General features: G+C 70.7%; 20 protein-coding genes, 1 pseudogene and 1 riboswitch. Of the genes and pseudogenes, 6 read left to right on the top strand and 15 right to left on the bottom strand.

What is annotated here, in order from left to right:
• Position 1: 1 nt before the first annotated feature.
• Both KBX08_RS05690 and KBX08_RS05685 read right to left on the bottom strand, forming a co-directional pair.
• Positions 2-829, bottom strand: a complete 828-nt coding sequence (locus KBX08_RS05690; protein WP_210781487.1) for a GNAT family N-acetyltransferase — start codon at positions 827-829, stop codon at positions 2-4.
• A 7-nt stretch (positions 830-836) separates the two neighbouring features.
• Entirely contained in the window at positions 837-2,417 is a 1,581-nt protein-coding gene (locus tag KBX08_RS05685) for a helix-turn-helix transcriptional regulator (RefSeq protein ID WP_210781486.1), read from the bottom strand.
• A 198-nt stretch (positions 2,418-2,615) separates the two neighbouring features.
• On the opposite strand from KBX08_RS05685, the gene KBX08_RS05680 reads away from it, so the two are divergent.
• Together KBX08_RS05680 and KBX08_RS05675 are read left to right on the top strand one after the other, a co-directional pair.
• Positions 2,616-2,876 (top strand): hypothetical protein, encoded by a 261-nt coding sequence (locus tag KBX08_RS05680; RefSeq protein ID WP_210781485.1) that lies wholly within the window; start codon positions 2,616-2,618, stop codon positions 2,874-2,876.
• 13 nt (positions 2,877-2,889) lie between these two features.
• Positions 2,890-4,023, top strand: a complete 1,134-nt coding sequence (locus KBX08_RS05675) for an oxalate decarboxylase family bicupin (protein ID WP_210781484.1) — start codon at positions 2,890-2,892, stop codon at positions 4,021-4,023.
• 48 nt (positions 4,024-4,071) lie between these two features.
• Here the strand turns inward: KBX08_RS05675 and KBX08_RS05670 are convergent, their stop codons facing one another.
• From KBX08_RS05670 to KBX08_RS05645, 6 genes are all read right to left on the bottom strand, one after another.
• Positions 4,072-5,547: a PepSY domain-containing protein gene (locus KBX08_RS05670; RefSeq protein WP_210781483.1), complete on the bottom strand. Its 1,476-nt coding sequence runs from the start codon at positions 5,545-5,547 to the stop codon at positions 4,072-4,074.
• A 137-nt stretch (positions 5,548-5,684) separates the two neighbouring features.
• Positions 5,685-5,849 (bottom strand): hypothetical protein, encoded by a 165-nt coding sequence (locus KBX08_RS05665; RefSeq protein ID WP_210781551.1) that lies wholly within the window; start codon positions 5,847-5,849, stop codon positions 5,685-5,687.
• A 14-nt stretch (positions 5,850-5,863) separates the two neighbouring features.
• Positions 5,864-6,445, bottom strand: coding sequence for a copper resistance CopC family protein (locus KBX08_RS05660; protein ID WP_247668931.1), 582 nt, complete (start codon positions 6,443-6,445; stop codon positions 5,864-5,866).
• Positions 6,442-7,656, bottom strand: coding sequence for a Dyp-type peroxidase (locus tag KBX08_RS05655; protein ID WP_210781482.1), 1,215 nt, complete (start codon positions 7,654-7,656; stop codon positions 6,442-6,444). Before KBX08_RS05655 ends, KBX08_RS05660 begins: the two co-directional genes overlap by 4 nt.
• A gap of 23 nt (positions 7,657-7,679) precedes the next feature.
• Positions 7,680-8,282, bottom strand: coding sequence for a copper chaperone PCu(A)C (locus KBX08_RS05650; protein ID WP_210781481.1), 603 nt, complete (start codon positions 8,280-8,282; stop codon positions 7,680-7,682).
• 65 nt (positions 8,283-8,347) lie between these two features.
• Entirely contained in the window at positions 8,348-10,411 is a 2,064-nt protein-coding gene (locus tag KBX08_RS05645) for a copper resistance protein CopC (protein ID WP_210781480.1), read from the bottom strand.
• A 130-nt stretch (positions 10,412-10,541) separates the two neighbouring features.
• Positions 10,542-10,756: riboswitch (cobalamin riboswitch) on the top strand.
• A 79-nt stretch (positions 10,757-10,835) separates the two neighbouring features.
• Between KBX08_RS05645 and KBX08_RS05640 the strand changes: the two genes are divergently transcribed.
• Both KBX08_RS05640 and KBX08_RS05635 read left to right on the top strand, forming a co-directional pair.
• Positions 10,836-11,312: an acyl-CoA thioesterase gene (locus KBX08_RS05640; protein ID WP_307850457.1), complete on the top strand. Its 477-nt coding sequence runs from the start codon at positions 10,836-10,838 to the stop codon at positions 11,310-11,312.
• A gap of 108 nt (positions 11,313-11,420) precedes the next feature.
• Complete coding sequence (locus KBX08_RS05635) at positions 11,421-12,413, top strand: zinc-dependent alcohol dehydrogenase family protein (RefSeq protein WP_210781479.1); 993 nt, start codon at positions 11,421-11,423, stop codon at positions 12,411-12,413.
• A 379-nt stretch (positions 12,414-12,792) separates the two neighbouring features.
• Here KBX08_RS05635 and KBX08_RS05630 read toward each other — a convergent pair whose 3' ends face one another.
• Positions 12,793-13,803 carry a nitroreductase family protein gene (locus tag KBX08_RS05630; protein WP_210781478.1) on the bottom strand — a complete coding sequence of 337 codons (1,011 nt, stop codon included), beginning with the start codon at positions 13,801-13,803 and terminating at the stop codon, positions 12,793-12,795.
• A gap of 183 nt (positions 13,804-13,986) precedes the next feature.
• Here KBX08_RS05630 and KBX08_RS05625 point away from each other — a divergent pair, with 183 nt between their 5' ends.
• The gene (locus tag KBX08_RS05625) at positions 13,987-16,326 is read left to right on the top strand and encodes a heavy metal translocating P-type ATPase (protein ID WP_210781477.1); all 2,340 of its coding nucleotides are present in this window, start codon (positions 13,987-13,989) and stop codon (positions 16,324-16,326) included.
• Between the two features lie 249 nt (positions 16,327-16,575).
• On the opposite strand, the gene KBX08_RS05620 is transcribed toward KBX08_RS05625, so the two are convergent.
• Both KBX08_RS05620 and KBX08_RS33620 read right to left on the bottom strand, forming a co-directional pair.
• Positions 16,576-16,968, bottom strand: a complete 393-nt coding sequence (locus tag KBX08_RS05620; RefSeq protein WP_210781476.1) for a PPOX class F420-dependent oxidoreductase — start codon at positions 16,966-16,968, stop codon at positions 16,576-16,578.
• A gap of 126 nt (positions 16,969-17,094) precedes the next feature.
• Positions 17,095-17,343: a hypothetical protein gene (locus tag KBX08_RS33620; RefSeq protein ID WP_247668930.1), complete on the bottom strand. Its 249-nt coding sequence runs from the start codon at positions 17,341-17,343 to the stop codon at positions 17,095-17,097.
• A 255-nt stretch (positions 17,344-17,598) separates the two neighbouring features.
• On the opposite strand from KBX08_RS33620, the gene KBX08_RS05610 reads away from it, so the two are divergent.
• Positions 17,599-18,012 (top strand): hypothetical protein, encoded by a 414-nt coding sequence (locus KBX08_RS05610; RefSeq protein WP_210781475.1) that lies wholly within the window; start codon positions 17,599-17,601, stop codon positions 18,010-18,012.
• A gap of 469 nt (positions 18,013-18,481) precedes the next feature.
• Here KBX08_RS05610 and KBX08_RS05605 read toward each other — a convergent pair whose 3' ends face one another.
• From KBX08_RS05605 to KBX08_RS05590, 4 genes and pseudogenes are all read right to left on the bottom strand, one after another.
• Positions 18,482-19,051: a CbrC family protein gene (locus tag KBX08_RS05605; RefSeq protein WP_238689958.1), complete on the bottom strand. Its 570-nt coding sequence runs from the start codon at positions 19,049-19,051 to the stop codon at positions 18,482-18,484.
• Between the two features lie 180 nt (positions 19,052-19,231).
• Positions 19,232-19,600, bottom strand: a complete 369-nt coding sequence (locus KBX08_RS05600) for a cyclic-phosphate processing receiver domain-containing protein (protein WP_210781473.1) — start codon at positions 19,598-19,600, stop codon at positions 19,232-19,234.
• 156 nt (positions 19,601-19,756) lie between these two features.
• A pseudogene (locus KBX08_RS05595) lies at positions 19,757-20,184 on the bottom strand (aspartyl/asparaginyl beta-hydroxylase domain-containing protein).
• 218 nt (positions 20,185-20,402) lie between these two features.
• Positions 20,403-20,933 (bottom strand): AAA family ATPase, encoded by a 531-nt coding sequence (locus KBX08_RS05590; protein ID WP_210781472.1) that lies wholly within the window; start codon positions 20,931-20,933, stop codon positions 20,403-20,405.
• Positions 20,934-20,966: the final 33 nt, after the last annotated feature.

Genomic DNA, 20,966 nt, shown 5'->3' with positions numbered 1-20,966 from the left:
GTCAGGAAGCTGCTCGCCAGACCCAGTTGCGGCGTTCGTAGAGCGGCACCAGCCCGGCCCGGCGCATGTTGTTCAGCGACGGGTTCTGCTGACCGGGCGCGGGCTTGCCGGTCTCGGCGAACAGCCACCGACATCCCGCCTCGGCCGCGGCTCGGGCGCGGGCGGCGATCAGCGCCGACTGCGCCCCGAGCCCGCGGTGCCCTGTGGCCGTCGCGGCGGCGTTGAGCGACGCGGCCTCGCCGTGCAGGAACAGGTTGCCGCCCGCGACCAGTTCGCCGTCGTCCCAGGCGGCGTACGGTCGCCACGCCGGCTGGCCGACCGTCGCGGCCAGCATGTCGGTGAGCCCACCGGTCGGCATGCCGAACCCGGTGAGCAGCACGTCGGCCCAGCGTCGCGCCTCGGCGGCCGGCACCGGCGCGACGTGCAGACGGGTCTGCGCCGCGGCGACGTCGCCGGGTCGGGCGGCGAGCTTGACCCAGGTGCTTCCCGGCTCGAGCCCGCGCGCGGCAGCGACCTCGTCGAAGCCCGCCGGCAGCACCGACGGAACGAGCTGGAGGACTGCCTGGTCGACGCCGTGCTCCCGGTAGAAGTCGAGCACGCGATCCAGGGTCTGCACTGTGAACGGCTCGGTGGTGCCGAAGCCGAGGGCCTTGTTCCAGTACCCGCCGGAGGGATCGTTGCGCATGGCGAGGGCGACACCGCCGTCGATGCGGGTGGTCGCGATCCCGAGATCGGTGTACGTGGGCCCGGGCGCCTGCGACTCGTAGGAGTGCATGAATTCGCACTCCACGGCCTCGGCGAGCGGGGTCAGGTCGGCTGGCGCTGTCATCGGCTGATTATCGTCTGGTCCGTTCCCAGGCCCGCACCAACTGCATCCGATTGTGAATGCCCAGCTTGTGGTATATGGAGCGGAGTTGGGTGTCCACGGTGTGGAAGGAGACGAAGAGGCTCCTGGCCGCCTCCTTCTTCGTGACGCCGGCGGCGAGCATCTCGGCCACCCGCTCCTCGGCGGGGGTGAGCGCGCCGATGCCCCGGCTTGGCGACTCGTCGACCGGCGGCCGGTGGCGCGGGGTGGCGGCGAGATCGGCGCAGCGCCGGTCCGCGATCGCCTGGTCCCCAGGAGCGCCGATCCGGGCGTAGAGGGCAGCAGCCTCGTGCGCGGCATCGCGCGCCTCCCCGGATCGCGCCCGAGGGCTGTTCGCGAGGTCGAGCAACGCGTCGGCCAGCGCCGGCCGCGCGGCGGTGGTGCGCAGCCGGTCCACCGCCGACCGGAGGGCGTCCGGGTCGCCGTCGCGCAACCCTCGGCTCTGGTCGGCCAGCGCGTGCCACAGCGGCACCGGGGTACGAGTGGAGACCAGCTCGACCAGTTCGGTGACCCGCCGGGCGGCCCGGGTGTCGTCGGCCGCCACCGCCGCGCGTACCAGTCGGGGGCCGAAGTGCGGCACGGGCAGAAGTGACCGGACCGACCGGTGCAGGTCGGCGACGACAGTGGTGAGCAGGCCGGCCGGCGCGCTGAGGGCGGGGTCGCGCACCGCCACACAGAACGCGAACGTCCACATCGTACGGTCGGGCCAGCGGTCCTCGGCGAGGCAGGCGCGCAGGATGGCACGGGCGTCGTCGTGTTCGCCCCGTCGGTAGCGGACCTCGCCGATCACCGCTACCAACAGGGCACGCACCTCCCTGCTGAGGTCCGCAGAGTCGGAGCTGAGCGTCGTGACGGCCAGCGCGGCGGCCTCGGGCAGCTCTCCCACTGCCACCATGCGCAGGCAGTCCAACGCGGTCAGCCCGGTGAGTGAGGCGTCGGTCGCCTCGGGCGCCTGGCGGGTCGCGGCCCGCGCGTCCTGGTGGCGGCCCAGACCGAGCTGCACGAGGATCCGTTCCGCCCGGATGGACGGGGCGTCGGCGCGTGCCGTCCAGGAGTCCGGGTCGAGGGCCGCCAGCACGGCCTGGGCGCCGGGCAGATCACCGTGCGCGAGCGAGCGGGCGGCCCGGCCGAGCGCGAGCTGGCGAGCGGACGCCTGGTCACCCGACGCGGCGTGCGCGGTGCCCGCGTCGCGCAGTAGGGCATCGGTGTCCGGATGCCCCGTGCGGGCCGCGATCGTGGCGGTCAGGGCGAGCAGGGTGCCGCGGCTGCGGGCGTCCAGTCGGAGGTTCAACGCCTCCCGCAGACCGGCGAGGGCGATGGTCGGCTGCTCCAGTGCCACGATCTGCGCCACTCGCCCGAGCAGGTGGGCGCGGTGGCGCTCGCCGCTGCGACTCGTGGCGATCTCCGCGGCCAGGACGTGCAGCGCCTCCATCCCGCGTCCGGCCAGCCGGAGCTGGTCCGCCGTGGCGAACAGCCGGTGCCGTCGTTGCTCGGCATCGGTGGCGATGTCGTCGGCCGGGAGCGTTCCGGCGTTGAAGGGTGATTCGGACAATGGCGTTCTCCCCGGTTGTTACCAGGCGCGTCGAAAGGCCGTCCTGCGACCGAGCCTAGCCATGCCGCCAGGTACGGGCGAGCGGATCGACGAACCGGTGGGATTGCGCCGAATGGCCCCCGCCGTCCGGGATTTGACCTGCGGTAATGGCGCGATCACGTGATGCGACGGGCGACGTTCGGCGCCGATCATCGAATCATGGCCCAGCTCACCGAACTTCCCGGTCTGCATCGGCTCCGGGTCGTACTGCTGATGTTCGTCCTCTACGCCGGCACCGGGGCGGGTGGTCACGCTCCGGCGTGGACCCGCCTGGTGCTGATGGCGACCGCCGCGGCGATCCCGGTCGCGATCACGGTCCAGTACGGCTGGCCCGGACTGCGCGCCCTGCTGGGGATCTCGTCCCGGCTACGGCTGCGGGGCGGGTCGGTTCCCGCGCCCCGTCCGATCCAACCCGAGTGAGGAGACAGCGATCATGGCGAACAGCGATCCCGAGCCTCGGCGCGGCGGCCAGGGCGCCCCGCCCTTCGCGGGCCGCAACGTCGAGCTCGAGCGGCAGAACCCGGACCTCCTGGTTCCACCGACGACCGACAGCCGGCTGGTGCCCAACCTCAAGTTCTCGTTCTCGCAGGCGCACACCCGGGTGGAGAAGGGCGGCTGGACCCGCGAGGTAACCAACCGGGACCTCCCGATCGCCAGTCAGTTGTCCGGCGTCCAGTTCGGTCTCGAGCCGGGCGCGTACCGGGAGATCCACTGGCACCAGCAGTCGGAGTGGGCGTACATGCTCAGCGGTAGCTGCCGGATCAGCGCCGTCGACCACGAGGGCCGCAATTTCATCGAGGACGTGAAGGCCGGCGATCTGTGGTTCTTTCCGCAGGGCGTGCCGCACAACATCCAGGCGTTGGAAGACGGCGCACAGTTCCTGCTGGTCTTCGACGACGGGGCGTTCTCGGAGAACAACACCTTCCTGCTCAGCGACTTCTTCGCCCACACCCCTCGACACGTGCTGGCCAAGAACTTCGGCTGGACGCTGGAACAGATGGAGAATCTGCCCGAGCGGGAGAAGTACATCTTCCAGGGCGACGTCCCACCGCCCCTGCAGCAGGATCGGGTGGTCAGCCCGACCGGTGACATCCCCCGAAGCTTCAAGCACCGGATGCTCGCGCAGACCCCGCAGCGATTCCGCGGCGGGACGGTCCGGATCACCGACTCGACCAACTTCGCCGCCTCCGTCACCACCGCCGCGGCCCTGGTCGAGGTCGAGCCGGGAGGGATGCGCGAATTGCACTGGCATCCCACCACCGACGAGTGGCAGTACTACATCTCCGGCACCGGGCGGATGGGCGTCTTCGCATCCCAGGCCGCGGCCCGGACGTTCGACTTCCAGGCCGGCGACGTGGGTTACGTCCCGTTCGCGTACGGCCACTACATCGAGAACACCGGCGACGAGCCACTGGTGTTCCTGGAGATGTTCCGCCATCCCCGGTTCGAGGACATCTCGGTGATGCAGTGGATGGCCAACACGCCCCACGAGATCATCGCCGACACGATCAACGTGCAGAAGTCGATCGTCGACAGCCTGCCGAACACCAAACAGGTAGTGATCTGAGCGAAGCGTCCGGCCGTCCGTTCAAGCACGGACGGCCGGTCCGTTGGATCAGCTCCCCGCAGGGGCCGGGGAGGTGGGAGCCACGGCAGGTCGCCGGCGTCGAGACAGCGCACCCACCACCACGTCGATGACGAGGAAAGCGAGCAGGGTGAGCCCGAACAGGGGCAGCGTCCAGCCGATCGCCACGGTCACCGGTACGCCGATCAGCAGCGCCCAGAGCGGCAGACCGCGTACGCCGCCGCGGGCTGGCGGGGCGCCGGCGATGGCACGGCGGTCGGCGCGGGTGGGCCGGCGTTGCCACCACATGCGGTAGCCCCAGAAGATGACGCAGAGCAGGCCGAGGGCGAGCGCGGCGAGCAGGATCTGGTTGACCAGGCCGAAGAGGATCCCCATGTGGGCCTGGATGCCGAGGCCGCTCAGTTTGGCCAGCAGGGGCCAGTCGGCGAAGTCGCTGCGGGCGGTGACCGTGTCGGAGGCCGGGTCGACGGCGATGCGGTCCTTCTTGACCGGCCAGGTGTTGTCGACCTGCGTGACGGTCCAGGCGGAGCCCGGCTCCGGCGCGGGGCTGATCTCGACCGGCCCGGAGAGGCCCGCGCCGCGAGCGACCGTCAGGACCCGATCGAAGGCCGCCGACTCGACGACGCCGCCCGGCCCGGCGGCGCCGTGCTCGTGGCCCCCGCCGGTCTCGGCAGGGGCGGGGGGACCGGCGGTGAGGCTGGTGGAGATCTCCGGGGTGCGGGCGTTCAGCGCGTCGAGGCCGGCGGTGAAGTTCGCGCCGGCGTAGCGGGACCAGGTCAGGCCGGTGATCGAGAGGAAGAGCAGTCCGACGGTGAGCCAGATGCCGGTGGTGGCGTGCCATCCCCGGGTACGGCGGACACCCTTACCGGTGGACAGGTCCGGCACGAGCAGGTGCCGAGCGGCGGCTCGGGCGGCGCCGCGTCGACGCCACCAGAGGATGACCCCGCCGAGCGCCATCACCCACAGCCAGCTCGCGGCCAGCTCGGAGTAGTGCTCGCCCACGGTGCCCAGGTGCAGGTGGCGGTGCAGGTCGTCCAGCCAGGTGGTGGCCGGCGTGGACCCGAACCAGGTGGTGAGCTGCCCCTGGGACTCGCCGGTGTACGGGTTGATGTAGACGGTGTGCTGGTTCTCGCCGAGTTCGGGCAGGGAGAACACCACCTTTGTGGTCCGGTCGCCGTCGCCGGGTTGCACTGTGGTGATGCTGCCGGCGGGGTGCGCGTTGCGCGCGGCCCCGATCTGCTCGGCCAGCGGGAGCTGACGGTCACCCACCTGGGCGACGGTCAGCTGGTCGCCGTAGAGGACGGCGTCGAGTTGCGGGGTGGTGGTGAAGGCCAGGCCAGTCAGTGCGGCGACCACCAGGAACGGGGCGACGAGGATGCCGGCGTAGAAGTGCAGCCGCAGCAGCAGCGCGCCGAACGGTGACGCGCGCCGGGCGGGTCGGGCCGGTTTCTCGGTGGTAGTGGCGGGCTCCGGCGTCGGCGTGCCGGACAGTTCGGTGAGAGACATGGTGATCCGATCGGAAGAGTCGGGAAGCACGAAGGTGTTTCCCGTACTGGTCTGGTCGCCCGGTGAGGTGTCGCGTCGGCCCTGACCGGTAGTCGGGGGAGAGACGCCGGTGGTTCCCGAAAATCGGATTCCCGGTGTCAGGGCTGGTCCGGCCGGACCGTGCGGCGCGAATCGCTGTCGGTCCGTCCGGCCGCGGCGAGAAACGCGTTGTAGCGGGAGAGGTCGTCCTCCGCGCCGGTGGCGTCGGCCCGGTCGGCGGCCCGGTCGAGGTGCGGTGAGGTGATGGGGCGAGCCGACCGCACGCGGGCGGGTCGGATCAGCGCCGGGCCGCCCGCCGCCACAGCAGCCCGGCCGTCAGCAGGACGAGGAGGGCCAGCGCGGCAGCCGCGACGAGTAGGCCGGCGCTCGGACCGCCGCCGGACTTGGTGGCAGCGGCGGACGGGGCGGGCGCTGACGCGCTCACGTCGGCAACCGGCGCGGCGCTGGACGTCGGATCGGCCACAGTGAACGGATAGGAACCCTGCACCGGGTGCCCGTCGACGGAGACGACCCGGTAGGCGACCGTGTACGTCCCGTTCGGCAGGGTGTCGGTCACCTGGACGGTGCTCTTTGCTCCGGTGACCACCGGTTCGCCGGTGGGAAGCTTCCGCTTGGCGGCGTCGGTGAGCACGATGGTGGTGAACGCCGGGTCGAGTCGCTGCATGAATTCGAGCGTGACCTCGGTCGGTGCGCTCGGGACTGTCGCGTCTCGAGCGGGCGTGGCCGTCTTGAGCGAGTTGTGCGCCCAGGCCGGGCTGGCCGGGATGAGTACCGCCACGAGGGCGGCGAGCACCGCCGCGCCGAGCCGGACGGCGGTGGGGCGGGACGACGGTACGGTCATGACGGTTGACGTGCTCATCCGAGCACCTGCTCGCCGATCCACCCGCCCGGTTGACATCCGGGCGGGATGGCGAAGACGGCGGACCCGATCGGCGTGGTCCACTCGTTGAGCAGGTCCCGATCGGCCAGCCGGCGCTGGATGGGCAGGAACTGTCGGGCGATGTCGGCCTGGTACGAGGCGAAGATCAGGCCGCTGTCCGCGTGGCCCTCCGCCGTCGGCACCCCGTCGTAGTTGTAGGGCCGGCGCAGGATCTTCAGCCGGTCGTCGGTGACGTGGGCGCGGGTCAGGTGCGAGAAGTCGGGGATGACGGTGAGGCCGTCGGCGTCGGTGGCGGCGAAGTCGGGTTCGTCGTGTTCGGCGGTGCCGGTGAGCGGGGCGCCGGTGTCGAGCCGTCGCCCGACGGCGAGTTCGCGGTCGGTCCGGCCGAGCAGGTCCCACGTTTCCATGTTCATGCTGATCCGCCGGAGTACCACTGTGGTGCTGTCGCGCAGCCATGCCGGGCCGTCCGGGACCCAGAGGGCGGTGTCCATGGGCGCGCCGGGTCGGGGGTTGGCGGTGCCGTCGAGCTGACCGAAGAGGTTGCGTTGGGTGTGGCCGCCCGGCTCGACACCGGGGCTGCGCCGGAAGCCCTGCTGGGCCCACCGCACTGTGGCGAACGGTCGGCTGTCCTTGACCAGGACCCGCTGGGCGTGGGCGACGGAGATCGCGTCGTCCGCGCAGATCTGCAGCAGCAGGTCGCCGCCGGACCAGGCCGGCTGAAGCCGGTCGATGCGGAACGACGGCAGGTCGGTGACCGATGCCGGCCGGCGGTCGTCGACGCCGGCCGCCCGGTACAGGCCCGGCCCGAAGCCGAAGGTCACTGTCAACCGTGCCGGCAGCAGCCCGAGTTCGGCCTCGGTGTCGGCCAGCGCGGGTCGGCCCTGGGTGAGCCGGGCGGCGTCGTCGGTGAGCAACCGCAACATCCGGCCCAGCGCGGCCCGGTCGACGCCGGCCCGCACTGTGAGTGCCACGAACGACGCGTGCGCCTGCGGTTCGGTGGCCACCCCGGCCTGCCGGGCGCCGTGGAACGGCTCGACCAGCCCTCCGACGGTCGCCACGGGCGTCGTGTCGGCGGCGGTCGCCGTCGGCGGCCCGGTCCTCCCCGCGCGGGTGCCGGCGATCGCGGCACCACCGGCCAGGGCTCCGCCGGCGGCCAGTGCTCCGCCGGTGAGCAGGCCGCGCCTGCTCACCGGCCGGACCTGTGGTGTCCGCGTCACGATGCCGGGCTCATGCTCATCTCCGGCGTGGCGCTCATGCTGGGCATCGGCTCGCCGTGCCCGGGGGCGTAGCTCTCCTGCGCGCCGGTGAACGGCTTGGCCATGGCGCGGAACTGCTGGTTCTTGCCGTCGGCGAAGGTCAGGGTGAAGGTCAACTCGTCGCCGGCCTGAACGGGCTTGGTGAGGTTCATCAGCATGAGGTGGTCGCCCCCGGGCTCCAGGGCGTGCGTGCTCTTGGCCTTGATCACGATGCCGCCCTGCTTTTGCCGCATGACCATCTTGCCGTCCTTCATGGCCATCTCGTGCAACTCCATCGGCGACAGGGAGGTCGTGGCACTCGTCACCGTGACATCGGTGTCGCCGTCGTTGACCAGGGTCCCGAAGGCCGCCGTCATGCCCTTGTCGGCCGCCTTCACCCACGGGTCACGAATGCCGAGCACACCAGCGTCCGGGTTGGCCGAGGTCGACGCGGGCGGGCCCGCCTGCGCTGTCGACGGAGAGTCGGACGAGCCGCAACCGGCGACGCCCACCGTCAGGATCGCGGCGGCGAAGATGGCGGCCGAATGGCGGCGTGAAGCGTTTGGGCTGGTGGTGCGCATGTGTTCTTCCTCCGATGGTTGCTGCTGGGAGGTTGGTCGGCCGCAGCTCGGAGAAAGTTCCGGAGTCAGGGAACGTTGATCGTGAACTCCCCGGTGTGCACCTTGCCGGCGACCTGGAAGTCGAAGAAGGCCCGGTACCGGCCTGAACTCGGCGCGGTCAGCCAGAACTTGACGGTCCCGTCGACCAACTCCTGCTCGGGGTGGACGTGCACGTAGCCGAGGTCGCCCTCACGAACCACTACCAGGTGCCCGTACGCGCCCAGGTACCGCTCCAACTGCGCCGGTACGGTCGGGTCGGCGCTGACCTGGAAGTGCATCGGCGCCGTCACCCCCACCGTCGGGGTGCCGGTCATCGACACCGCGTACGGACCAGCTGTCGCCTGCGCCTGTGCCGGCGGCAGTGCGGTCGGGGTGTGCGCGCCGGGCACCGTGTGGTCGACGCCCAGCACGAGAGGCTGCTGCCTGCCGTCGGCCGCGGTGACGGAGAAGTCGGCGTAGACGCGGTAGCCGCCGGGCCGGGCCAGCGTCAGGGGGACGCTCCAGGTGCCGTCGGGTGCCATCGTCGGGTGCAAATGCTGGTAGCCGGACAGGTCGCGGCCCACCACGATCATGTGCAACGGCTTGTCGTGGACGACCGGGAAGGTCGTTGCCGGCTGCCGGTCGGTCCCGACGATGCGGAACCGGTAGTCGGCGCGTACACCAGGGGGTTGGGACCGCTCCAGCGGCTGCAGGGTGTACCCACCGGCGCTGACCGTCGTCCCGGTCGCCAGCGTCGCGCCCGGCGCGTCGTCACCCCGATGCGTGTGCGGCCCCGTACCAGCCGGGTGTTGGTGCCCGTCGGTCGCGGAGCCCACCTGCCCCGAGTCGGACGGTCCACCGGCCGACGGTCGTGCGTTGCCGGTCGCCGGACTCTCGTCGGCGGTGCCGATACGGGCCAGCCCGAACCCGGCCAACAGGGCCACCACCAGCCCGCCGACGAACAGCGCCAGGTGGGTGTTGCTCAGCCGGGACCCAGGCGTCGCGGCGGCGAGGTCCGTGTCGGGCCGTGGCCCGGGGTCGACCGTCGGTTCGCCGTCCGCGTTGGCGAGGGCCTCGGTCACCTGATCGGTAGGCGTCGGCTCGACGGTGACGCCCGTGCGGGCCGTGACGACCGTGTCGCCCTTGCGCGCCGCCGGCACGGTGGCGGGCCGCTGCCTGTCGCTCGCGGTACGCGCGACGACGCCCGTCGCCGCGCCGGCCCTGCCCCCGCCGACCTTGCCGCCGACGGTCTTGTCCCCGGCAGCCTTGCCGCCGACGGTCTTGCCAGTGCCGGCCCTGTTCGTGGCACGGGCGCCACCGCCGCGTCGACCGGAGGTCGCCGCCGAGGTACGGCCCCGGCCGGTGGGTGTGCCGGCGGATCGGCGACGCCAGCCGACGAACCCGGCCACCGCCCCGACCGCCGCGTCCGCCGCCGCCCAGCCGGCCCAGGCCGGTGCCCCGGGACCGCTCTCCTCGGTCGACCCGGTCGACGGGGCCGCCGCAGCCGGCGGGGTCGACGGATCGTCCGCGGTGGTCGGCACCGCCGAGGCCTGCCCGGACGTGTTGTGCTGCTCGGTGGCGGCCACCAGCGCCGGGTCCGGTTGGGTCGATGGCGGGCTCCACCCCTTCGGCGCTGCCGTCACCCGCCCGTCGTAGCGGAAGGTCAGGGTGCCCCGCACGGTGTCGCCGTCCGAGGCGACCGACAGGTAGCTCACCGAGTACTGGCCCTTTGCGGGCAGGTGGGCGACGGACACCACCGCGGGGAACCCCGTCGTGTACTCCCGTGGCTCGAACTGCCCGTTGACCAGGAAGTACTCCCGCACCGGCTTCTCCAGCGGCTTCGGCTCCCCCTGCGACCAGCCGTTGTCGACACGGGCGCCGCCCGGGGCGGTGATAGTGAAGAACGCGTTGGCGGCGGCCTTCTCGGTGAAGTACAGCCGCACCTCCGTCAACGGCTCGCGCACGGTGGCGCCGCTCGCCGGTGTGGACGTGGCGAGGGTCCCGTGCGCCGCGGCGGGCTGGGCGGACGCGAGGAGGGCGACAGCCGAGGCGAGGAGGAACGCGAGGAGGCCCGAGACCACCCGCCCGCAAGTCTGGGGGAGACGACGCATCTGGATATCCTCACCCTCGCGAGACTTTTTTCAATAGGTGGCGATCTTCTTCCTCGGACGACAAAAGTTGACGATGAGGCCGTCCGCCGCCGCGGCAGGACGCCCTCGGTGGACAGATCCCCTGGCCAGCTATGCTGCCGACGGCGCTGGTTCGCCCCGTCGTGACCGGCTGGGCGTCGTAAGAGGGAACCCGGTGGAAATCCGGGGCTGCCCCGCAGCGGTGAGTGGGAACGACCGCCGTCATCAGCACTGGGCCAACGGCCTGGGAAGCGACGGCCAGTAGGGGACCGGCGCGACCGGTCAGGCCCGCGAGTCCGAAGACCTGCCGGCGCCGCGTACACAACCGTGTGCGCTGCCGTCGGCCTCGCGGGTGGGCTGAGCGGGTGACGGGCCGTGCGTGTGGTGCACGGCCAGGTCCTCGCCAGTGTGTGTCCGCGACCCGGCGGTGTGGTTTCCCGACCAGCACCACACCAACCTGATAGGTACGGTGCACGGCGGCCGGATCCTCAACCTCATCGACTCCGTCGCCGGTGTGGTCGCCGCCCGACACTCCGACGGGCCGGCGGTGACCGCCGCCATCGACGAGACGGCGTTCCTCCGCGCGGTGCGGGTCGGCGACGTCGTGCACGTCGACGCCCGGATCACCTGGGCCGGCCGCAGCTCGATGGAGGTGGCCGTCAAGGTGACCGCCGACCGGTGGGACCGGGCGGTGCCTCCCACCGACGTGGCAACCGCCCACCTGGTCATGGTCGCCATCGACGACGACGGCCAGCCTCGTACCGTGCCGCCGCTGCTACCGGAGACCGACGGGGACCGCCGACGGTACCGGGAGGCGAAGATCCGCCGGAAGCACCGACTGGCGTTGCGACGCGCGCTACTCGATGGTGCCGAAGACGACTGACCCACACTCGGTCCGCCCGTCGCGGCGCCGGCGCGGTCCGAGGAACCCGCCCCGCCGCCGATCCGGTCGGATAGCGTCCACGTGAAGCCTCGATCACGGAGAGTGTGGATGGTTATGCGCGCCGCGTTGTTGCGGGAGTTCGACGCTCCGCTGACGGTCGAGGAGATCGATCAACCCGCCCCCGAGCGCGGGCAGGTGCTGGTGCGGATCGTCGCCAGCGGGGTCAACCCGCTCGACACGAAGATCCAGGCAGGTAAGGCCGCGCACGCGCGTGTCGAGCTGCCCGCGGTGCTCGGCCTGGACCTTGCCGGCGTCGTCGCGGCGGTCGGCGCGGACGTGGCCGGCTTCGAGCCGGGAGACGAGGTGCACGGGCTGTGCGGGGGCGTCGGCGACCTACAGGGCTCGCTGGCCGAGTACGCCGCCGTGGACGCTCGACTGCTGGCCCACAAGCCGAGGAGCCTCTCGATGCGGGAGGCCGCCGCGTTGCCCCTGGCGGCGGTCACCTCCTGGGAGGGGCTGGTCGACCGGGCCGGAGTCCGCGCCGGGCAGAAGGTCCTGGTGCACGGAGGCGCCGGAGGTGTCGGGTACGTGGGTGTGCAACTTGCCCAGGCGCGAGGCGCCGAGGCGTACGCCACGGGCGGGCCGGCGAGCCTGCGGGTGATCGAGAGTCTGGGTGCCGTGCCGATCGACTACACAGCGAGCAAGGTCGAGGAGTACGTCGAGAGGTACACCGGCGGCGAGGGATTCGACATCGTCGTCGACAACGTCGGCGGCGCGACGCTCGACGCCTCGTTCGCGGCGGTACGCACCTACCACGGGCACGTCGTCAGCGCACTGGGCTGGGGCTCACACTCGCTCGCCCCGCTGTCGTTCCGGGGTGCGACCTACTCCGGCGTGTTCACCCTGCTGCCGATGCTCACCGGGCGGGGCCGGGAACACCACGGCGACATCCTGCGCGAGATCGCGGCGCTGGCCGATGCCGGCGCGCTGCGCCCCCGACTGGACGAGCGCAGGTTCACGCTCGACACGGTAATGGACGCCCATCGGCTGGTCGCCGACGGCACCGCCGAGGGCAAGGTCGTCGTGGACGTCGCCGGTTGAGCCGAGCCGTTCGTGGACACCGAAGTGGTCAGGGCTCGCTGCTTGCAGCGTTGCTCGTGGCTCCTGGTCCCGGGTCGCTGGTCGTCGCAGTGACAGGTCGGCATCGGTCTGGTGGTGGCTGTCAATCCCAGGCAGAGCTCATCCGCACAGCGCGGAGCGCGGCCCGCAAAGCGCCGCTGTTGTCGATCAGCAAGCCACCTTGGCACAGCCCACGACAGCCCATCGAGGCTTGTCCTCACGTCTTTGAGGAGTTGGTCGATCGGCTGTCGTGGGTCATGCCCGGCCGGCATGGTTTTGTCACGCGCATCCCGTGGTGGCTTCCGCGAGACGCTCGTTTCCTGGGCTTGGCCCCCCCGGTGAGCGTCCGGGGACGGGCACGCTACCTGGTGCCGGAGTCCACCGCGGAGGTGTCGACGACCTGCTCAGTGGGCAGGCGCGGAGTGTGGGGTGGCGCGGCGTGCGCCCGGTCGGCGATCCCCAGCCGCATCGCCAGATACGGAAAGCCGAGCCCGGCCAGCATCTGGCGCAGTGTCTGCCGGGTGCCGTCGGTCTCGACCACGCCGCTGAGCGGCACCATCGAGACGCCGAGCCGGGTGGCGGTCAGCCAGGCGGCGGAGAGCCCCTCTCCGGCGCGCAGCCAGCTGTCCGGCTCGTCGTCGATGTTCCAGAGGATGGCATAGGCGGCCGCACGGTCGTGTCCGGGGCTGATCGGCAGGGTTCCGGATTTGCCGAAGTCCCGTACCGGCACGGTGGTCTGCGGGGGCTGCTCGGGCAGCACCTCGGGGGGCAATCCGGCGCCGGCGGCGGCCCGGCTGGTCCAGTACGCGAGCTCCTCCCGCAGCTCCGGCTCCTCCGCCGCCACCACCGCAGCGTGGGCCGCCGCGGCCGCCAACTCCATCACCTGGTCGGAGTCGAGCAGTTGGAGTCGGGCGCCCTGCGCGCCGGTCGACTTGACGATCTCGTCGAGTGTGCCGTTGGGCACCGGCTCGTCACTGACCGGCCGCCGGTCGGTCTGCCGAGTCCGCATGCACGGCACGAGGCGGGTCGCGTCCGCGTCCGCCTCGGTCTGCTCGAACCGGCTGAATCGGGCGAGCAGCTCAGGCTGGCCCGGGTCGGGTAGCCGCTCCACCTCTGCGGCCCAACCCTCGGCGGCCAGCGCCACGCGCGCGTGGTGCAGCGCCAGGCCGCAGCTCAACGTCACCAGCCGATTCTCCGGATCGGTTGCGGCGAGTTGCGGCTCGTGCACCATCCGCAGCTCCAGCGCGTCGGGGAGGACCGTCCAGCGCCACGGCTGGCTGTTGTGCACCGACGGGGCGAGACCGGCCGCCGCGGCGGCCTGCGTGAGTGCGGTGGTCAGCGGGCGGTCCCTGGCCGGCGTCTCGTGGCTCATCGTCACGACCTTTCGTTTTCCACATCGTGCCCCACTCCGGACCTGTTCCGGGCGGTGTTGCCGCTCCGTCCTCCGGGATGCCGGTCAGCCGGCATACGGATTCCCCGCCTCGGGGTCGTCCGGCCCGCAACGGATCACGCCGGTTCCCGCTTGCAGGGACCGGTGCGCTGAGACGATCCGCAGGTGGGAGCGGAACCGGACGAGTGCGTGCCGGAACAGCCGGTGCGGGGGCGGCGGGTGGACTGGCGGGAGTGGGCGCCGCTGACCCTGATCACCCTGGCCGCCCTGCTGGGCGGCGGGCTGTGGGTGGCAGGGTTGCGGACGGCGGCCCAGCTGGTCTGGGCGGCGGTGACCCTCGTTGCGCTGGTGCCGGTCACGTGGGCGACGCTACGGCAGCTGTGGCGCCGGCAGTTCGGGGTGGACGTCATCGCGGTGCTGGCGCTGGTCGGCACGCTGCTGGTCCGCGAGTACCTGGCTGGCGCGGTGATCGCCGTGATGGTCGGCACCGGGCAGGCGCTGGAAGGCTACGCACAGCGCCGGGCCAGCCGTGACCTGCGCGCCCTGCTGGAAAGGGCCCCTCGACAGGCCCGGCGGCGCACTCCGGACGGCGCGATCGAGGTGGTGCCGCTGGACCAGGTTGCGACGGGGGACCAGCTGGTGGTTGGCCCCGGCGACGTGGTGCCGGTGGACGGGACGGTCGAAAAGGCTGCGACGCTGGACGAGTCGGTGGTGACCGGCGAGTCGCAGCTGGTCACCCGCGCCGCGGGCGAGCAGGTCGCCAGCGGCGTAGTCAACGCCGACGCCGGGTTCGGGCTGCGGGCGACGAAGAACGCGGCGGAGAGCACATACGCCGGAATCGTCCGGCTGGCCGAAGAGGCCACCGCGCACAAGGCGCCGATGGTCCGGCTCGCCGACCGGTACGCTGCCGCGTTCGTGCCGTTCACCCTGCTGCTGGCCGGAACCGCCTGGCTGCTCACCGGCCAGTTCCTGCGGGCGGTGGCGGTGCTGGTGGTAGCCACCCCATGCCCGCTGCTGCTGGCCACCCCGATCGCGATCGTCTCTGGACTGTCCCGGGTGGCCCGGCGCGGGGTACTGGTCCGCGACGGCGGGTCGCTGGAGCTGCTGGGCCGGGCCCGCACCGTACTGATGGACAAGACGGGCACACTCACCGCAGGCCGCCCCCGCGCGACCGAGACGGTGGTCGCGCCGGGCGGCGACCGGGACGACGTGCTGCGCCTGGCCGCCTCCGTCGAGCAGCTCTCCACGCACGTGCTGGCCGCCGCCCTCGTCCGGCAGGCCAACGAGCGGGGGCTGCGGCTGGTTGAGCCGACGGATGTCACCGAGGAGCCGGGGCGCGGGGTGACCGGACGGGTGAACGGGCGCTTGGTGCGGGTGGGCCAGCTCGCCGGTGAGGCGCCCGAATGGGCGCAGCGGGTACGTGAGCGCGCCGAACTGGCCGGCCACTCCACCGTCTGGGTCAGCGATGACCGCGGCCCGCTCGGCGCGATTCTTCTCGAGGACCCGGTACGCCCCGACGCTCGGCGCACCGTGCGGCGGCTTCGGGAGGCCGGCCTCAGCCGGCTGATCATGGTCACCGGCGACCGGCCGCGTACCGCCCGGCAGGTGGCGCAGAGCGTCGGCGTGGACGACGTGATCGCCCAGTGCTCGCCGCAGGAGAAGATCGACCGGGTTAGGGAGGAGTCCGCTCGGGCGATCACCGTGATGGTCGGCGACGGCGTCAACGACGCCCCGGCCCTGGCAGAGGCGCACGTCGGCGTGGCGATGGGCGCAACCGGGGCCACCGCCTCCGCCGACGTGGCCGACGCGGTGCTCACCGTCGACCGGCTGGATCGGCTCGCCGACGCCGTCGAGATCGCCCGGTACGCACGTCGCATCGCGGTACAGAGCGCCACCGTCGGCATGGGTCTCGCGGTGGTTGCGATGGTCGCCGCCGCCGCCGGCGGGCTACCCCCGGTCGCCGGCGCGTTCCTCCAGGAGGGCATCGACGTGCTGGTGATCGTCAACGCGCTGCGAGCCCTCCGCGGCGGCCTGCGCCGCCGCAAGGTCTCACCGGAGACCCGGGAACTGCTCGACCGGTACGCCGGCCAGCACGCCGGGGTGCGGGACGTGCTGGCCCGGCTGCGGGACACCGCCGACCTGGTAGCGACCCGCCCCGACGCGCCGGAATGCGTACCGGCGTTACGTGGGGTGCACCGCCGGCTGGTCGACGAGGTGCTGCCACACGAGGCGGCCGAGGAGCAGCGGCTCTACCCCGCGCTGGCCGATCCTCTGGGCAGCGACGAGGCGACCTCCACCATGAGCCGGGGGCACGTAGAAATCAGCCGTCTGGTGGACCGCATCGGCGGCCACCTGGCCCAGCACCCGGACGGCCGGCTGCGCCCCGACGAGCTGCCCGACCTTCTCGCGGTCCTGTACGGGCTGGACGCCGTGCTCCGGTTGCACCTCCTGCAGGAAGAGGAGGACTACTTCTCACTGAACCCCGCCGACACCCCGCAGCAGTGAACAATGACGTACAACGACATGGCCGGCGAATGGGGCCTCGGCGAAAGCCGCGACCGGCGGCCCCGACAGGCCGAGCCACCTGATCGCTCAGCAGCCTCACCCTTCGGGTGGGGACGCCGCTCGCACCCACCCCTGCCTGCGGCTCCACATTGCCGTAGGTCAGAGTCGGTGCGGCGTCCTGCTTCACACCGGAGTGCTCCGCAATTCTCCACAGCGGTCGACAACGTTCTATGTCGCCTGGCGGGGGTGCTACACCGAGTCGAGGCTAATCTCGAGTCCGACAGCCCGCCCGCCGTGCTTGCGGAGGCGACCGACCAGCGTCACGATCGTGAACCAACGGAATTTGTTTCCGTACTTTGCGGTCATCGCGCGCTTGGCGATGCGCAACTCCGACGCGGGGAGTACCCGCGCGTGGCCCGGTCGCCACTGGTCGTGAGGTTCACCGGCAAAGTTGGACGGCGCCACCTCGACTTTCGAGTTCCGCCGGATCCGCCTCACTTTCCAGGAGCGGCCGGGTGTGTACGCGTACAGGTTCCCTCCGGCTGACGCCAGCCAGACCGGCGTCGACACCGATGACCCATCCTGACGGAACGTCCGCAATGCAAAATAATCATGCCCATCAGCATTGACTTGACTTGTCATGAGGTCAGTCTTCCCGAGATCGGCTAGGGGCAGCAAGCAATCATCCGCGGCGCATCCACGCCGCGGACTCTCATGCCGCAGACAGAGCACACAGGTTCAAGGTGTTGCCCGGGACCGGGCCGATGGTCAGCCGGTGAGGATGATGTTGTGGAGGTTGGCGATGCCGGAAGCGGCGTCGGCCAATGTGTGGCCGGCGCGGCGGTAGTCGACGCTGAGGCCGTCGAGATCCTGCACGAAGGCAAATCCTCGCGCGCGGGTGGCTATCTGCAGGACAGGGCCATCCCACGACGGCTTCCAGTTGTTCGGCAGACGCGAGGCGATGGTGCCCCGCACCCGCTGGTCGTGCAATGCCCGAAGCTCGCTCCGTGTAGTCATCGGGGCGGAGCGTGGCATTGGCGCCGCCTATCGGCAAGCCGTTTCCGTCATCCTCCTCTGCCGCCGACCGTGCGCGCTGCGCCTCGGCGCCCCCGCTCGCGTTGGCCAAACGTCGGCCTCGCACTGCTCGGTGAAACGTGCCGATACGGAGCCCCAAGGCGCCTGGGCGACGTCACGCCCCCAGAGTCCGCGTCGTCAGTTGGTGGTCACGTCCGTGTCGGGGGCGCCTACAGCAACATTCTGCCGGCAGGGGCCGTGCGTGATGCCACGGCGTCCGTCTACGCCGAGATCGCGCATCGCCTCGGTTGGCTTGAGCTGGAACGGGCGCTGTCCGAGGCAGAGTATGAGCAGCTCCACGCGGACGTTAGCAGCTGGCTGTCGCGGGATCGGGTGCTGCGCGAAGTCATTGAGACGTTCGGGCCACCGTCGCTCTGGATCGGGGGAACTAACCCGTTTTACCCCAAGACGCTTGCCTACACCACGGCCGATCGTGACCGCGACCTCATCTGCATCCATAGGTGGAATGCCTTCGCGAACTCTGCAGCCGAGACGGGGCTGCGGGGCGTACACCCCGAACCGGCGCTTCTGGCCGTACGCCATCGATCGGGCAAGTTTCCCGATTCGTTCTCCATTACGCCGGAGGGCCAGCGGCGCAGGCCATACTTCTGATCAGCGGAGCCCGCTCAGGTCAACCGTCTGGATCTTCCACGGTGACTCCGCCCGATATGCCTCCGGAGTGTTCGACAACCTGGACGCTGGACTCGCTTGGGCTGCCGAGCGCCAAGTGTCTGGAATCCTGGCCGAGTACGCCATCGGGGGCGCCTACGACGCCGCAGTCAGCGAAGGCCGGTTCACGCCATCGAAAGCGCACCACGGCGCCTCGGGCCACGTCGCCGCCTTCAGTCCCTGGTTACGTCACATCCATCTGACCGGTGGCCGCCAAAGTCAATAGACATCCACTCATGCCGCCGATCGGGCGTCACAGTTCGTCACGAGCAGTCCGCGCAGCGAACACCCGGCCCTGCCGATGAGCGGGGGTGTCATCGACGGCCTGCTCGCCAGGCTTGCCATCCTGGCGTGACGGCGTGGCGACCGGATCTGCCGAGGAGTGCGTCTGCGTCTCGGCGTGAAGGCGCGGTTAACCGATGTCCCAGGACGAGAGGTGAGTTCCGCAATGCAGGCATTGGAACAGATACGCGGTGGGCTCACCGTTACGGTCGAGCCGGTGCAGGAACTCTTCGGTCTCCTCGGGTGACCAGCCGCGTTGCCGGTGGCCCGCGCGAAGCATGTTCAGGGCGTCCGGATGAGGTTCGAGATCGCGGTAGCCAACTGGGCCGAGAAAGGCCGCGCCATCGCCGCAGTGGTAGAGCCATGACTGTTGCTGCCAACCGGTGAAGCCGGGGGTCCGGCGAGTGATCTCCTCGATGACGTGATGCGGCACGTCGTCAGGTACGTCGACGGCGTCGCTAAGGTTAGCGGGCATCTCCAGGATGTCGCTGCCATCCGTGGCGGCGACGACGCCGAGTGCGCTGGAAGCCGCTCCGGAGTAGATACAGTGCAGGCAAAGACTCTCGGGTTGTCTGCCGTAGACCGGTCCCCGGTAGCGAATTTGCCGAAGTTGACCGCAGACGCTGCATTCGTGCTGAATCGGCACCGCCGAGCCCGTGGCCAAGGGATCAGGATGGTATCGAAACACCGGCTCGGTCACCAGCCCATCATGCCAACTGTTGGTCACCGGCCCGACGGCGGCTGCTGGTCCCTACCGCCTCGCGCACGCCGTCAGGCAAAGTCGGAGGACGGCCAATTTTGATGGGATCGATGCGCCGTCGGCTTCCTCTTCTGCCGCCGTCCGAGTGCGGCAACCAGCTGGCGGCGCGTTTTGAGCCGGTCAGTTCACTGCGTGGCCGTCGAGATAGCCGACCTCGGTTGAGCACGACGCGACACGGACGTAATACCCCCAGCGTCTTAGGACCAGGGCGACCTTCGCGGCGCCGGCCGGATTGGCGGAGTGGATGTTGATGACGCCGACGTCAAAGGGGCGTTTGTCGAAGGCCGCCCGTTCCAGGACCTCCACGACCGGCCAGATCGTGTCATCCCCGCCGAGGTCATGGTCCAGCCACAGTTCATCCAAGCGCCGGCCTCGGTACCGACCGAGGAGTTCAACTCCGGCGTCGCTGGTGCGGGCCACCTCGGCGATACGGCCATCCACAAACGAACGTAGGTCATCCACCAAGACGACGGTTCGGCGGGCGTTCACACGATGATGATGCCTGGCACCGTCATGATCCGACATCCGGACTTGCCACGTACCGCGCTGCATTGAGCGTGATGCCTCGGGGCGCTGCCGGCGGTTGGCGGGGTTCTCGGGACGGGAGGATGAGACGGGCCTTGGAGTGCTCTTGTGTGGTCTGGCTCATCCGCCGCGTCGTACGAAGCCGGCCACTGAGGCCGGCAGTTCATCCTGCGGCCTGTCCTCGCAGCCGGGACGGACGAAGTCGACCAGGAGCACAACGCGGTCAAGGGTGCCGTAGTTCCACGCCTCATGCGTGACGGTGTCGTCGAAGACGAGGGTTTCGCCCTCGCGCCACTGTCGAGTCTCGTCGCCCACTCGCAGCGCGCAGTCCTGCGGCACGACGAGTCCGAGATGCGCGCGTAAACGGTGGTGACCCATCCCTGATGGGGCTTGATTTGGGTGCCAGGAGTCATCCGAGAGAACCCAGCGGTCGTCAGGTGAGGGACCTTCGTCAGCGCGGAGGCAGTGTTCGGGCATGCCTCGAGCGCCTCCTCGATCCGCTCCCCGAAGGCAACGAGTCCGTAGACGCTCCAGCCCTGGCCGTACATCTCGCGTTGGACCCACGGCTGGTAGGTCTCAGGCGGGAGAGCAAGGCATTCATTAGGGGTTCAAGCCTCCGACTCACGAGCGCGTGCCCGATCCGCGCCCGATGCGGCGGTCAACATCGGCCAGCAGTGGCCCGCCCCGCCATTTGACTCGGTCGTCTGCCGCTCCACCGCCAGCAGGCGCTAAGCTCGTCCGCCCTGACTCAACCGCATTCCTCAGGTTAGACATCTGAGCCTTCCGTGGTAGCTCGGACGATCTGCACGGCGGCCTGGGCGGGAGTCAGGTTCGTAGTGTCGACGACCTCGGCCTCGGCATGTAGCCACGTGCGGGCCGCCTCGGCGTAGGGCTTGAGGTACTTGAGGCGGAACGGGGAGTGGACGGGGTGTTCCCCCTCGATACGCCCGCGGAGGGTGTCTTCGTCAGCGTGGAGAACGAAGTGCCTTACCGGGATGGCATGTTGGGCAAGGCCTGTGCTGATTTCGCGCCAGTACTGCTCGACCAGGACGGTCATGGGCATCACCAGAGTGCCGCCGGTGTAGTCGAGCACGCGGCGGGCGGTCTCGACGACGAGTTGCCGCCATGGCGGCCAGTGCTGGAAGTTGTCCGTGGCGGGTAGCCCGGGTGTGATGTCCATGAGTGTCTCGCCGACCTTCTCGGCGTCGAACACCCGTGAATCCGGTATCAGATGCTGCACGAGCGCGCTGGTCGTCGTCTTGCCCACGCCGTGGGTGCCGTTGAGCCATACGATCACGGGACACGGTAACGCGCTTGAGCAACCGGATAA

Origin of the sequence: Micromonospora sp. H61, assembly GCF_018070325.1 — a bacterium.
Taxonomy (GTDB): domain Bacteria; phylum Actinomycetota; class Actinomycetes; order Mycobacteriales; family Micromonosporaceae; genus Micromonospora; species Micromonospora salmantinae.
This window is presented reverse-complemented; position numbering and strand designations above follow the sequence as displayed.